The 12417-nt window shown below is 69.4% G+C and carries 15 protein-coding genes; 3 read left to right on the top strand and 12 right to left on the bottom strand.

The genetic code is table 11. The features are described from left to right. Nucleotides 1–17 precede the first annotated feature (17 nt). The 11 genes from ACLBW1_RS15095 to dapE all read right to left on the bottom strand — a co-directional run bounded on the left by ACLBW1_RS15095 (nucleotide 18) and on the right by dapE (nucleotide 9466). A complete protein-coding gene (locus tag ACLBW1_RS15095) occupies nucleotides 18–842 on the bottom strand; it encodes a putative RNA methyltransferase (RefSeq protein WP_447812625.1) in 825 nt (274 codons plus the stop codon). A 38-nt stretch (nucleotides 843–880) separates the two neighbouring features. Then, nucleotides 881–1051, bottom strand: coding sequence for a DUF3117 domain-containing protein (locus ACLBW1_RS15090; RefSeq protein WP_082501978.1), 171 nt, complete (start codon nucleotides 1049–1051; stop codon nucleotides 881–883). 127 nt (nucleotides 1052–1178) lie between these two features. Further along, complete coding sequence (locus ACLBW1_RS15085) at nucleotides 1179–1520, bottom strand: DivIVA domain-containing protein (protein WP_447812624.1); 342 nt, start codon at nucleotides 1518–1520, stop codon at nucleotides 1179–1181. Nucleotides 1521–1527: 7 nt separating this feature from the next. Then, nucleotides 1528–2262, bottom strand: a complete 735-nt coding sequence (locus tag ACLBW1_RS15080) for an acetoacetate decarboxylase family protein (protein ID WP_447812979.1) — start codon at nucleotides 2260–2262, stop codon at nucleotides 1528–1530. 54 nt (nucleotides 2263–2316) lie between these two features. Beyond that, the gene (locus ACLBW1_RS15075) at nucleotides 2317–3180 is read right to left on the bottom strand and encodes an SDR family oxidoreductase (RefSeq protein WP_447812623.1); all 864 of its coding nucleotides are present in this window, start codon (nucleotides 3178–3180) and stop codon (nucleotides 2317–2319) included. A 79-nt stretch (nucleotides 3181–3259) separates the two neighbouring features. Continuing rightward, the gene (locus tag ACLBW1_RS15070) at nucleotides 3260–4273 is read right to left on the bottom strand and encodes a glucosyl-3-phosphoglycerate synthase (RefSeq protein WP_447812622.1); all 1014 of its coding nucleotides are present in this window, start codon (nucleotides 4271–4273) and stop codon (nucleotides 3260–3262) included. After that, nucleotides 4270–5082 (bottom strand): dihydropteroate synthase, encoded by an 813-nt coding sequence (gene folP, locus ACLBW1_RS15065; RefSeq protein WP_447812978.1) that lies wholly within the window; start codon nucleotides 5080–5082, stop codon nucleotides 4270–4272. Before folP ends, ACLBW1_RS15070 begins: the two co-directional genes overlap by 4 nt. Before the next feature lie 87 nt (nucleotides 5083–5169). Next, the gene (locus ACLBW1_RS15060) at nucleotides 5170–6906 is read right to left on the bottom strand and encodes a long-chain-acyl-CoA synthetase (RefSeq protein WP_447812621.1); all 1737 of its coding nucleotides are present in this window, start codon (nucleotides 6904–6906) and stop codon (nucleotides 5170–5172) included. Between the two features lie 83 nt (nucleotides 6907–6989). Further along, entirely contained in the window at nucleotides 6990–7526 is a 537-nt protein-coding gene (locus ACLBW1_RS15055; RefSeq protein WP_447812620.1) for an LOG family protein, read from the bottom strand. Continuing rightward, nucleotides 7523–8245 carry an LOG family protein gene (locus ACLBW1_RS15050; protein ID WP_447812977.1) on the bottom strand — a complete coding sequence of 241 codons (723 nt, stop codon included), beginning with the start codon at nucleotides 8243–8245 and terminating at the stop codon, nucleotides 7523–7525. The genes ACLBW1_RS15055 and ACLBW1_RS15050 overlap by 4 nt, the downstream gene beginning before the upstream one ends. A 111-nt stretch (nucleotides 8246–8356) precedes the next feature. Next, nucleotides 8357–9466, bottom strand: a complete 1110-nt coding sequence (gene dapE, locus ACLBW1_RS15045; RefSeq protein WP_447812619.1) for a succinyl-diaminopimelate desuccinylase — start codon at nucleotides 9464–9466, stop codon at nucleotides 8357–8359. Between the two features lie 93 nt (nucleotides 9467–9559). Here dapE and ACLBW1_RS15040 point away from each other — a divergent pair, with 93 nt between their 5' ends. Together ACLBW1_RS15040 and ACLBW1_RS15035 are read left to right on the top strand one after the other, a co-directional pair. Beyond that, nucleotides 9560–10225 carry an SDR family NAD(P)-dependent oxidoreductase gene (locus tag ACLBW1_RS15040; RefSeq protein WP_447812618.1) on the top strand — a complete coding sequence of 222 codons (666 nt, stop codon included), beginning with the start codon at nucleotides 9560–9562 and terminating at the stop codon, nucleotides 10223–10225. Between the two features lie 68 nt (nucleotides 10226–10293). After that, nucleotides 10294–10692, top strand: a complete 399-nt coding sequence (locus tag ACLBW1_RS15035) for a VOC family protein (RefSeq protein ID WP_447812617.1) — start codon at nucleotides 10294–10296, stop codon at nucleotides 10690–10692. On the opposite strand, the gene ACLBW1_RS15030 is transcribed toward ACLBW1_RS15035, so the two are convergent. Further along, the gene (locus ACLBW1_RS15030; protein WP_447812616.1) at nucleotides 10626–11387 is read right to left on the bottom strand and encodes a helix-turn-helix domain-containing protein; all 762 of its coding nucleotides are present in this window, start codon (nucleotides 11385–11387) and stop codon (nucleotides 10626–10628) included. The genes ACLBW1_RS15035 and ACLBW1_RS15030 overlap by 67 nt on opposite strands. Nucleotides 11388–11418: 31 nt before the next feature. Between ACLBW1_RS15030 and dapD the strand changes: the two genes are divergently transcribed. Beyond that, the gene (gene dapD, locus ACLBW1_RS15025; protein WP_447812615.1) at nucleotides 11419–12375 is read left to right on the top strand and encodes a 2,3,4,5-tetrahydropyridine-2,6-dicarboxylate N-succinyltransferase; all 957 of its coding nucleotides are present in this window, start codon (nucleotides 11419–11421) and stop codon (nucleotides 12373–12375) included. Nucleotides 12376–12417 lie beyond the last annotated feature (42 nt).

Genomic DNA, 12417 nt, shown 5'->3' with positions numbered 1-12417 from the left:
CTCGCGGGTCGAGGCGTTCAGACGCGGCGGTGACGTGAGACGGTCACCGAGCAAGTGACATCGAGAGTCTCGGGCAAAGCCCCTGCGCGTAAGGTGATCTCGTGCTCAGAAGCGTGATGGGCCGACGGCCCCATCATCACCAGGTCGGCGACCTCGGATCGGCCGAGGGTCATCGTGTGCTCCACCACGACGCGCTCCTCGCGGTCGAACACCCCGCTCAGGGAGTTGCCGATGCGTTCGGGTTTGGTGGGGTCGACACCGATCATGCCCATCGGCGTGACGATCTCGGCGAGGTGGCGGGGCGTGGGCGCGACCACCACGAGGACGCCGTCGTCGGTGAGCACCCGGGCGAACTCAGCGACGTTGCGCGGCGCGAACACCGACAGGACGCAGTCGACCACACCGTCGGCGACGGGTAGTCGCTGCCAGGCGTCGGCGACGACCGATCCGATCCGCTCGTCGACGCGGGCGGTGACGCGGGCGCACGCCTTCGACAGATCCAGGCCGATCCCGCGTGCTGCGGGATCGCCGTCGTCGAGGGCGTGGGCGAGATGGTGACCGGTCCCGGCCCCGACGTCGAGGCAGACCGGTCCCGACGCGGCGTCGGCGACCGCATCGGTGATCGGGGCGTACAGACCGGCGCCCAGGACGCGTTCGCGGGCGGCGACCATCGCCGTCGTGTCCGACCGCAGGCCCCCGGTGGAACCTGCGAGCAGCGAGACATAGCCCTGTCGGGCGATGTCGAAGGTGTGCCCACGATCGCAGATCACCGTGCCCGCATCGATGTCGAGCTCGCCGGTGCACACCGGGCACGCGAGCAGGTCGATGATCGCCGACAGCATCGAACGCGAGCGTCTACCGGCGGTGGGTCGCGGCGGCGTCAGCCGGCGACGACGCCACGCAGTTCTTCGCCGAGGGCTGCTGCCTCGTCTGCGGTCAGCTCGACGACCAGACGCCCGCCGCCCTCGATGGGGATACGTACGACGATTCCTCGCCCTTCCTTGGCTGCTTCAAGGGGACCGTCTCCGGTCCGTGGCTTCATCGCCGCCATGTCACAAGCTCCCTCCGAAAACGTCGCCGACAATCGGCGCCGGTTCACGATTCTATGCGCTGCGCCACACCCGACGAATTCGGCCGTCGGACGCAGATGCAGGTCAACTCCACAACGATGATACGGCTCAGGCGTCCTCGGCCCGTGACACGTCGATGTCGGCCCGCGAGAGATCGTTCGCATCGCGCCCCTGGAGGTCGACGATGACCATGCGGAGTTCGTCGATCTCGCGTGCCAGTTTCTCGAGCGCCCAGTCGACTTCGGACTGCTTGTATCCCCGCGTCACGAGCGCGAACCGCAGGGCGCGGACGTCGTCGCCGGAGACCCCGGCACGCGGCAACCGGGTGAGTGTCGCGTCGCGTTCGAGCGGCGGGAGGTCCTCGCCGCGTCCGAAGACGAACCACACCACGGCGAAGACCGCGGCGATGACGAGCACCATGACGACCAGGTAGAGCAAGAGGGTCTGCACCCTGCGATCATCCCAGACCGGATGCCGTGACCGGTCCCGACGCAGCCGACCCGGAGATCTCGACGGCGTCGCCGAAGGTCATCGACAGCGCGCCGATCGATGAACCGAGCAGCGTGCGACCGGGGCGAAGCGCCCGGAGTTCGTCGGCGATCGGGTGGTCGCCGAGCTCGAGGCGACCGCCGCCGGGACGGGTCCGCACACCGGCGGCCCGCATGGTCCACGGCGTCGCACGCGTGACACCGTCGAGGTAGGCGTACGCGGTCAGCGTCGTCGACGCGTCGGTGTCGGGAACGGCGACACCCGGACGCACCCGTAGCGACAGGACGGTCGAGGAGTCGGCGCGCAGCGTCCCGGTGCGCACCGGGCCGCGATGGTCGACCTCGAACTCGGCGAGCGTCTTCGGGAAGCCCCAGATGCCGCGGCCGGCCGCCAGGGTGAAGTCGCCGTCGACCGGGAGTCGGTGGATGAGAGCGCACGCCTCGTTGCGCACCACCGACCGCAGGTCCCCCAGCACCCCGCCGCGGCCGGCATCGTGCGGACGGACGAGGAAGCAGACCCCGAATTCGTTGTAGGGCCCCAGATCGCCGTCGACGTAGTCGACGAAGACGAGGACGCACACCGCCCGTCCGGGTCGCCACCGGAGCACCGACAGCCCCGTGTGGTCGATCGTGGCCTGCGCCGCGGAGGCCGACACCGACACCATCGCGGCGAACGCGGTCGCCGAGCGGATCTCCACCGGCATCGTGACCGGTCGACCCGCCACATGATGGACGGTCGGGCCCGTGGGTCCCACGCGTCAGCCGTCCGTCGCCGTCGCCACGACACCCCGCAGCCCGTCCGCGCCGAACACCGGCTCGAGCATCGAGGAATAGTCGGGACCACGGCGCAGCATCTGACCACCGTCGACGTTGATGACCTGGCCGGTGATCCAGGTGGAGGCGTCGCCGAGGAGGAACGCGGCCAAGGCGGCGATGTCGGCGACCTCGCCGACCCGCGGCAACGGTGTCGCCTCGCGGTAGTCGGCACTCAGTTCCGGCGAATCGAGCACCAGCGCCACGAGTTCGGTGCGGGTCAGGCCCGGCCGGATGCCGTTGACGCGGACGCTGCTGGCGCCGAGTTCGTCGGCGGCCAGCGCCACGAGGTGGTCGACGGCGGACTTGGTGACCCCGTACGCGCCGAACCAGCGATGGGTGTTCGACGCCGCGATCGACGAGATGGCCACCATCGAGCCACCCCCGCCCGAGACCAGTTCGCGCGCGGCGTGTTTGAAGGTGTACATCGTGCCGTTGACGTTGAGGTCGACGGTGTTGCGCCAGGCGTTGCTGTCGATCTGGGTGATCGGGCCGATGGTCTCGCTGCCCCCGGCGCACGCGACGACGCCGTCGAGTCGCCCGGTGTGACCGGCGGCGGTGGCCACGGCCGCGGCGACCTGGTCCTCGTCGGTGATGTCGGCGACGGCCACGTGGACGCGACCCTCACCGGTGATCTCCGATGTGATCTCCTCGGCGGCCGACTCGAGGCGACTCCGGGTGCGTCCCACGATGGTGACCACGGCGCCGTCGGCGACGAGGCCCTCGGCGATCCCACGACCGATCCCGCTGCCCCCGCCGGTCACGAGGACCGATCTGCCCCGCACCCCATAGCCCGAACCACCGGTCATGCCGGCCTCCATCCGTCGCAGAACTAGAACACGTTCTACTCATGGAAGCACATCCGCCGGCCCGACGGCACTGGTTGATCTACGACGCGCGCACCTTGTCCACCGCACCGGGGCGCAGGGTGTCCATGGGCGGACGGTCGTCGAGGTAGACCTCGGTTGTGTGGGGGGTGAAGGTGCCGTCGGTCTCGGCGGTGAACTGTGTGAGGCCCACACCGGAGTCGGGGATCCCGCACCGGTTCATCAGGGTTCCCACGATCTGCCTGCTCATCACCCCGAGCTCGATGAGCGGTCGGTTGCGGTGGGTGCGTACGCCCAGGTTCACCTGGCCGATGCCCGCCATGCCGTAGCGGTCGTAGGTGTCGACCAGCAGACCGATCTCGACGCCGTAGCCCGGTGCGAACGGCACCGCCGACAGCAGCTCGCGGGTGCCGGCGTACTCACCGCCCAGAGGCTGCAGCACGGCCGTCAGATCGGGCTTGAGCGACGCCAGCAGAGGGCGGGCGACGAGTTCGGTGACGCGGCCGCCGCCGTTGGGGTCCTGCTCCCCCCCGGTGCGCAGCGGACGACGGTAGTAGCCCTTGACCAACTGGATCTCGGGGTTCATCAGCAGCGGACCCAGCAGCTTCGGCACGAACATCGGGTCGGGGTCGATGAGATCGGAGTCGACGAACGCGATGAGGTCGCCGGTGGTCGCCGCGATCGATCGCCACAGCACCTCGCCCTTGCCGGCGACCGGGGCCAGCTCGGGGACCGCCTGCTCACGGGAGACGACCCGGGCACCGGCGGCGACCGCCCGCTCGGCGGTGGCGTCGGTGGAACCGGAGTCGAGCACGATCAGCTCGTCGACGAGGGTGCCGAGCAGTGGCGTGATCGACGCGATCACGTCGGCGACCGTCTCCTCCTCGTTCAGGGCGGGCAGCACGACCGAGACGGTGCGGCCCCGCTTGTGCGCGACGAGTTCGTCGAGGTCGAACACGGGGTGCTCGAAGGTGTGCGTCTCCGACCAGGCGAGCGTGGACGGGTCGGCGTCGGCCGGTGCCGGCCACATCTGCGTCGCGCGGCGTGGTGACGCCCCTGAGTGCTTGGCGATCATGCGAGTCCCCTGACTGTTCGTTGGGGTGGACGGGTTCCCGCAATCGCGGCAACCATGTCCACCACACGCCGGGTGGCGGCAACCTCGTGGACCCGGAACACCCGCGCGCCCGAAGCGGCGGCGAGTGCGGTCGCGGCCAGGGTTCCCTCCAGCCGGTCCTCCAGACCCACACCCAGAGTCTCCCCCACGAAATCCTTGTTGCTCAGCGCCATCAGCACCGGCCAGCCCGTATTAACGAGATTGTTCACATGCCGTAACAGGGCGAGCCCGTGGTGGGTGTTCTTGCCGAAATCGTGCGTCGGATCGATGAGGATGTCGGCGCGCGCCACCCCGGCCCGTTCCGCGCGACGGGCACCGGCGACCACATCGGTGAGGACCGCCTCGACCACGTCCGGGTACCGCACCCGGTGCGGTCGGGTGCGTGGCACCGCTCCCCCGGTGTGCGAACACACGATGCCGGCACCGGCGTCGGCCGCGGCGTGCACCAGATCGGGGTCGGTGCCCGCCCAGGTGTCGTTGATGAGGTCGGCGCCGGCCGCACATGCGGCCACCGCGACCTCCGCCCGCCAGGTGTCGACGCTGATGATGATGTCGGGATGTGCCGACCGCACCCATTCGATGAACGGCACCACGCGGTCGGCCTCCTCGGCGGCGTCGACCTCCACCCCGGGGCCCGCCTTCACCCCGCCGATGTCGACGAGATCGGCGCCCTCGGCGACCACCCGGTGCACGCGGTCCATCGCGGCGTCGTCACCGAAGTCCGCACCCCGGTCATAGAACGAGTCGGGGGTCCGGTTGACGATCGCCATCACCAGCGCCCGACCGGTGTCGACCGGTCGGCCGCAGAGCGTGGGGTACCAGGAGTCGGGGACCGCCTCGTGCGGGCTGTCCACCGCCTAGCGCGGGGCCTTGGCGCCCGAGACGTCCTGGACGTAGCCGTCGTAGTACTCGACGTAGCCGTCGGACTTGCCCGCGAGCACGTACAACGGGTCCTCACCGACCTCGGAGTAGCCCTGATCGCGCAGCTCCACCTTCATGGTCTTGAAGGTGGAGGTCTGCTCGAGCGATTCCACGACCCGGATGAACAGCGGCAGCGCGTACGACGGCAGAGCGTCGTAGAGGTGCTTGGCCAGCTGTGCGCCGTCGAGCTTGTCGCCCGACTTGAGCGTCACCGCCGCCATGCCCGCCTTGCCGTCGGTGTCGGGGATCTCGACACCGAACACCACCGACTGGGCGATCTGTCCGTCGGCGTCGAGCGCACCCTCGACCTCGGTGGTCGCGACGTTCTCGCCCTTCCACCGGAAGGTGTCGCCGAGACGGTCGACGAACGCGACATGGGAGAAGCCCTGATCGCGCACCAGGTCGCCGGTGTTGAACCACTTGTCGCCCTCGGCGAAGGCGTCGGAGACGATCTTCTTCTCCGTCGCCTTCGGATCGGTGTAGCCGTCGAAGGGGATGCGGTCGTTGATCTCGGAGATCAGCAGACCCGGCTCGCCCTTGGCGGCCTCCATCGCGCGGCCGGCGTCGTTGCGCAACGGCTCGCCGGTCTCGCCGTCGTACTGCACGATCTTGTACGGCAGCGGGCAGAAGCCGACGGTGCGCTTGACGTTGAAGATGTTGATGAACGCGAGGTTCGACTCGCTCGCCGCGTAGAACTCGACGATCCGGTCGATGCCGAACCGCTCGGAGAAGGTGTCCCAGATCTCCGCACGCATGCCGTTGCCGACCGCGACGCGCACCGAGTGCGCACGGTCGGTGTCCTTCTCGGGCTGCGCCAGCAGGTAGCGGCACAGCTCACCGATGTAGCAGAAGGCGGTGGCGCGGTTGAGGATGATGTCGTCCCAGAACTTCGACGCCGAGAACTGCTTGCCGATGGCGAGGCAGGCACCCGCGCCGAGCACCGACGACAGCGAGACCGTCAACGCATTGTTGTGATACAGCGGCAGACAGGCGTACATGGTGTCGTCGTGACGCAGACGGACACCCATGCCGCCGATGCCGGACAAGCCGGTGAGCCAACGGAAGTGCGACATCACGCTGGCCTTGGGCATGCCCGTGGTGCCGGAGGTGAAGATGTAGAACGCCTTGGTCGACGCGGGCAGCGTCGCGGTGATCGAGGGGTTCTCCTGCGACAGGTCGGCCGAGGACGCATCGAGGTCGTCGAACGACAGGACGTTCTTCGGGACGGCCTTCTCGGGCACCGAGTCGAGCGCCTCACGGGCGTCGGGGTCGACGACGATCACGTCGGCCTCGAGCACGCCGAGGCTGTGTTCGAGCACGGCCCCGCGCTGGTTGTAGTTGAGCATCCCGGCGACCGCGCCGAGCTTCACGATCGCCAGCATGGCGAGCACGGTGTCGGGCTTGTTCTTCGCGAGCACCCCCACCACGTCGCCGGCCACGACGCCGGAGTCGGCGAGAAGCGCCGAGTAGCGGTTGACCCGGCGGTTGCACTCGCCGTAGGTGAACGACTTGCCCTCGAAGCGCAGGAACGGGCGATCGGGATGGGCCCCGGCCTTCTTCTGGAACAGACTGCCGATGGTCATCGTGCTGGTCGGCTTGCGCAGCGCGAGCCCCGGCGCGTTCCGCAACATGACCGTCGCGTCGGAGGCCAACCCGACAACCCCCTTGGCCATGTCCTTCAATCCGACGCGCGAACGAGTCTCAGTGCTCACTAGTGCAGCTCCCCAGGGCCAAGGCGATTGGTGTCGAAGTGAGGTTACCGGCTGGTACACCATTCGATGGCGCGGGTCACAGAATCCGTCACCCGCAGCCGTTCGAGGGCATGTGCGGAGACGAAGCCGTCGCCCTGCAGTCCGGTCAGCCACGACATCAGCGGGGCGTAGAAACCGAACGGGTCGAGCAGCACCACGGGCTTGTCGTGCATCCCGAGGTAGCCACCGGTCCAGGTCTCGAACAGCTCCTCCAGGGTGCCGATCCCGCCGGGCAGGGTGACGAACGCGTCGGCACGTTCGTCCATCAACTGCTTGCGCTGACGCATCGTGTCGGTGACCACGAGTTCGTCGGCGTCGGTGTCGGCGACCTCGCGATCGACGAGGGCGCGCGGGATGATGCCGACGGTGCGTCCGCCCGCCTCGCGCGTGCAGCGCGCGACCGCACCCATCATCGACACGTTGCCGCCGCCGGAGACGAGGGTGTGCCCACCCGCACCGATCGCGGCACCCACCTCCGCGGCCAGCGTCAGGTAACGCTCGTCGACCGGTCCCGACGCGCAGTACACGCAGATGGCGGTCACCGGTTCGACGCCTCGATCTGCGTGCCCGCACGGGTGATGATGTCGACGGTCTCGGCGACGCTGTCGGTGACGTGGAGCAGCGCCACGTCGTTGCGCGACACCGTGCCCGCGGGGACGAGTGTGCCGGTGATCCAGTCGAGCAGACCCTGCCAGTAGTCGGCGCCGAGCAACACGATCGGGAAGCGCGTGACCTTCTTCGTCTGCACGAGCGTGAGGGCCTCGAACAGCTCGTCCATGGTCCCGAAACCGCCGGGGAGACACACGAACGCCTGCGCGTACTTGACGAACATCGTCTTGCGGGCGAAGAAGTACCGGAAGTTCACCCCGAGGTCCACCCACTCGTTGAGCGACTGCTCGAAGGGCAGCTCGATGCCGAGACCGATCGACCGGCCACCGGCCTGTGCCGCACCGCGATTGGCCGCCTCCATCGCGCCGGGACCACCGCCGGTGATCACCGCATAGCCCGCGCGGGCCAGCGCCCCGCCGAGCTCCACCCCGAGCGCGTAGTCCGCCGAGTCCGGGGTGGTGCGTGCCGAGCCGAACACCGTCACCGCGGCGGCGACGTCGGACAGCGCGTCGAAACCGGCGACGAACTCGGACTGGATGCGCAGCACGCGCCACGGGTCGTGCTCGAGGCGATCCGCACGACGAGCCCCGTCGGGATCGGTGGCGTCGGAGTCGTCGGTGTCGAGCAACCGGCGGTCGGTCGTCGACTCCATCGACTCTCGATCGAGGCGTTTGCGGGTCGCCCCGGAATAGCAGAGCGGCTGGTCGTGATCGTCGGCTGGCACGCCGACGACGGTAGCCGACACCGGTGACCGGCGATCTGATCAGGCGGGCGTGCGCAGGTGACGCCGGAGGACGTCGGTCACCTCGGTGATCTGGGCGGTAGGCACGCGCTCGTCTCGTCGGTGTGCGAGGTTCGGGTCGCCCGGGCCCAGGTTGACCGCCGGGATGCCCAGCGCCGCGAACCGGGCCACATCGGTCCACCCGTACTTGGCGCGGACACGACCACCCGCGGCCGCCACCAGGGCCTGCGCCGCGGGATGGGCCAGGCCGGGCAGGGCACCGGGTGAGGAATCGGTGAGCTCGAGACCGACTTGGCCCGAGGACAACTCGTCCGCGAAGACCTCGCGCACATGGTCGAGGGCGGCGGCGACCGTGCGGTCGGGGGCGAAGCGGAAGTTGACGTCGACCGACGCCGCGTCGGGCACCACGTTGCCCGCCACTCCCCCGTCGATGCGCACCGCCGACAGGCCTTCCCGGTATTCGCATCCGTCGATGTCGACCCGCCGGGGTTCGTAGCTCGACAGGGTCGCCAGCACACCCGACAGCGCGTGGATCGCGTTGTCGCCCATCCACGATCGCGCCGAATGGGCGCGGGTCCCGGTGGCGGTCAATCGCACCCGCAGCGTTCCCTGACAGCCCGCCTCGATCTGGCCCGCGGTCGGTTCGCCGAGGATCGCGACGTCACCCTGCAACCAGTCGGGGAGTTCGCGTTCGATGAACCCGAGCCCGTTGTGGACCGCGGCGATCTCCTCGCAGTCGTAGAAGATCAGCGTGAGGTCGTGGGCGACATCGGTCATCGTCGCGGCGAGATGCAGGAACACCGCGTCGCCGGACTTCATGTCGACCGTGCCGCACCCGTGCAGGACATCGCCCTCGACGTCGTCGACCGTGCGGCGACTCGGCACGTTGTCGGCGATCGGGACCGTGTCGAGGTGACCGGCGAGGATGACACGCGACGGCAGTCCGCGGTCGGTTCGTGCCAGCACGCGGTCGCCGTGACGGAGGATCTCGAAGCCGGTGGTCTGCGTGCGCAACGCGTGTTCGACGGCGTCGGCGAGCGCGGCCTCGTGATGAGATTCGCTCGCGATGTCGACGAGCGCCGCGGTCAACTCGATCGGGTCGGCGGTCAGATCCAGCGCGGCGGTGCCCATGACCGTCGAGGATACGGCGACCGGTCACCGCAGCGGATCGGCGAGGGACCGGGCGAAGGAATAGGCGCCGTCGACCCGGCGGTTAGATCGATCATGACGACACTCGCGATCATCGGTGCAGGGGCTGGACTCGGGGCGGCGGTGGCACGCAGGTTCGGTGCCGAGGGTTTCTCGGTGGGGCTGATCTCACGCAACCGGTCGCGGGTCGACGCCCTCGCCGACAGCCTCGCGAAAGACGGTGTGTCGGCACGGGGTTTCACCGCCGACGTGCGCGACCCGGCATCCATCGCGTCCGCGCTGGAGCAGGTGACCGAGACGCTCGGGCCGATCGAGGTGCTGCAGTACAGCCCCCTGCCGCAGAAGGACTTCATGCGTCCCGTGCTCGAGACGACCCCGGCCGACATGGTGGGCCCGGTCGAGTTCTCCATCTACGGTCCGATCGCGGCTGTGCACCAGGTGCTGCCCGGGATGCGGTTCCTCGGCGAGAACACGGGGACGATCCTCTTCGTCAACGGCGGCTCTGCGGTGAAGCCGGGACGCACGGTCACCGGGACGTCGATCGCCTTCGCCGGTCAGGCCGCCTACGCCCAACTGCTCCACGAGGAACTGAAGCCGGAGGGTATCCACGTGTCCCAGCTCATCATCGGTGGCGCGATCACCCCCGACGACCCGCGCAAGAGCCCCGAGACCCTCGCCGGTCACCTGTGGGATCTGCACACCGGGCGCGATCGATTCCGTATGCAGGTCAGCGAGGACTGAGCGCCCTCGCGCAGCGATGTCCGAAACGTTCATGACCGGCGGTCGCCTGCGGTCCTACCGTGGGCGACATGACCACCACCACGCACGTTCTCGGCCTGTCCGTCGTCGTGTCCGACATGGCCCGCACCCTCGCCTTCTACCGGGCGGTCGGCATCGACATCCCCGACGGTCAGGACGATGCCCCGCACGCCGAGGTCGTCCTCGCCGGCGGATTCCGGCTGATGTTCGACACGATCGACGTGATCGGTTCGTTCGACCCGGGCTGGACACCACCCGTGGGCGGGCACCGGGCGGCGATCGCCGTCGACTGCTCCGACCCGGCGTCGGTCGACGAGCTCTATGCATCGCTGGTCGCCGCGGGGTACCGCGGACACCTCGCCCCGTTCGATGCGGTGTGGGGTCAGCGGTACGCGGTGGTGCTCGACCCCGACGGCAACCCGGTGGATCTCTGCGCGACGTCGTCGTGAGGCGGCGCGGCGACGTCCGAGGGCGACGACCCGGTCACCGCGCGGAACTCCCGGAACATGTGGGAGTAGTCGGAGTAGCCGTGCCGGTGCGCGGTGTCGGTCAGTGAGACCCCTTCACGCAGTGAACGACTCGCGTCCTCGACCCGCAGGATGCGGTGCAGCGTTTTGGGTCCGTACCCGAACGCGTCGTCGCATCGGCGGCGTAGCTGTCGGGTGCCGAGTCCGAGGTGGTCGGCGACGTCGTCGATGCGGGTGCCCATCCGGATCGCGGCGACCGTCGGGGCGATCCATCCGGGGACGCCACCGCGATGGCGCAGCGCCTCGACGGCCAGCGCCTCCAGGGTTGCGCCGGGCGTCGCCGATCCCGCGATGAGTTCTTCCCAACGCGGAGCGTCCTCGCCGAGGACGTCGTCGAGTCGCAGCTGCCTGTCCCTCAACTGCGCCGCGGGCAGTCCCGTGACGATCGGTGCGACACCGGGCGCGAGGCGGATGGCCGTCAGCGTCACCGGCGCCGTGGTCTCGTGCCGACGTGCGACGGTGTCGGGGCCGGCGACCAGCACGCGCCGACCGTCCCAGATCAGGTCGATGCAACCGTCGGGTCGCACGATCGACGCACCCGGCTCGCACCAGCGGCTCCACGAGATCGCGGGCAGCGCCGTCGAGCGTCGCTCGCGGTAGCCGGTGGCGTGATCCATCACCCGAGTATCGCCGGTAGGGTGTGCTCCCGTGAGTGAAGCGACGTCAGCAGCCGGTACCGGGATCGCCACCATCACCGACGGCGGTCAGGTCCTCGACACCTGGTTCCCCGCTCCGGAACTCGGCGCGAAGGGCGAGTCAGGGACCGTGGAACACAACGGTGACGACATCCCCGCCGATCTGCGGGCCCTGGTCGGAACCGACGAGGCCCGCGGCGTGCGGACCGTCGCGGTCACGACCACCATCGCCGATCTGTCGCAGCCACCGACCGACGCCCACGACGTGTACCTGCGTCTGCACCTGCTGTCGCATCGCCTCGTTGCGCCCCACGGCCTCAACCTCGACGGCCAGTTCGGACTGCTGGCCAACGTCGTGTGGACCAACCACGGCCCCTGTGCCGTCGAGGGTTTCGAGCTGACCCGCGCACGACTGCGTGCCCGCGGGCCGGTCGCGGTGAACAGCATCGACAAGTTCCCCCGCATGGTCGACTACGTGGTGCCGTCGGGGGTGCGTATCGGCGACGCCGACCGCGTCCGACTCGGCGCGCATCTCGCGAGCGGCACCACGGTGATGCACGAGGGTTTCGTGAACTTCAACGCAGGCACGCTCGGCAACTCGATGGTCGAGGGCCGCGTCTCGGCCGGTGTCGTGGTGGGCGACGGCTCGGACGTCGGCGGCGGCGCGTCGATCATGGGAACGTTGTCCGGCGGTGGCACACAGGTCATCTCGCTCGGTGAGCGCTGCCTGCTCGGCGCCAACTCGGGCTGCGGGATCTCTCTCGGCGACGACTGCGTGATCGAGGCGGGGCTCTACGTCACCGCGGGAACCAAGGTGACCGGTCCCGACGGCACCGCGGTGAAGGCACGCGACCTGTCGGGCACGAACAACCTGCTGTTCCGCCGCAACAGCGTCAGCGGTGCCGTCGAGGTTGTGCCCTGGAAGGGCGACGGCATCGCGCTCAACGCGGCACTGCACGCCAACGACTGACCCTGCTCCGCCGGGCACCTGCTCGCCTCGGTCGACGGCGAC

The organism is Williamsia sp. M5A3_1d, from assembly GCF_053345315.1.
This window is presented reverse-complemented; position numbering and strand designations above follow the sequence as displayed.

Coding starts and splice junctions, on each gene's coding strand:
- ACLBW1_RS15095 (WP_447812625.1), bottom strand. CDS start 842: ATGCTGTCGGCGATCATCGACCTGCTCGCGTGCCCGGTGTGCACCGGC.
- ACLBW1_RS15090 (WP_082501978.1), bottom strand. CDS start 1,051: ATGGCGGCGATGAAGCCACGGACCGGAGACGGTCCCCTTGAAGCAGCC.
- ACLBW1_RS15080 (WP_447812979.1), bottom strand. CDS start 2,262: ATGCCGGTGGAGATCCGCTCGGCGACCGCGTTCGCCGCGATGGTGTCG.
- ACLBW1_RS15075 (WP_447812623.1), bottom strand. CDS start 3,180: ATGACCGGTGGTTCGGGCTATGGGGTGCGGGGCAGATCGGTCCTCGTG.
- ACLBW1_RS15070 (WP_447812622.1), bottom strand. CDS start 4,273: ATGATCGCCAAGCACTCAGGGGCGTCACCACGCCGCGCGACGCAGATG.
- folP (WP_447812978.1), bottom strand. CDS start 5,082: ATGGCGATCGTCAACCGGACCCCCGACTCGTTCTATGACCGGGGTGCG.
- ACLBW1_RS15060 (WP_447812621.1), bottom strand. CDS start 6,906: ATGGCCAAGGGGGTTGTCGGGTTGGCCTCCGACGCGACGGTCATGTTG.
- ACLBW1_RS15050 (WP_447812977.1), bottom strand. CDS start 8,245: ATGGAGTCGACGACCGACCGCCGGTTGCTCGACACCGACGACTCCGAC.
- dapE (WP_447812619.1), bottom strand. CDS start 9,466: ATGGGCACCGCCGCGCTGGATCTGACCGCCGACCCGATCGAGTTGACC.
- ACLBW1_RS15040 (WP_447812618.1), top strand. CDS start 9,560: ATGACGACACTCGCGATCATCGGTGCAGGGGCTGGACTCGGGGCGGCG.
- ACLBW1_RS15035 (WP_447812617.1), top strand. CDS start 10,294: ATGACCACCACCACGCACGTTCTCGGCCTGTCCGTCGTCGTGTCCGAC.
- ACLBW1_RS15030 (WP_447812616.1), bottom strand. CDS start 11,387: ATGGATCACGCCACCGGCTACCGCGAGCGACGCTCGACGGCGCTGCCC.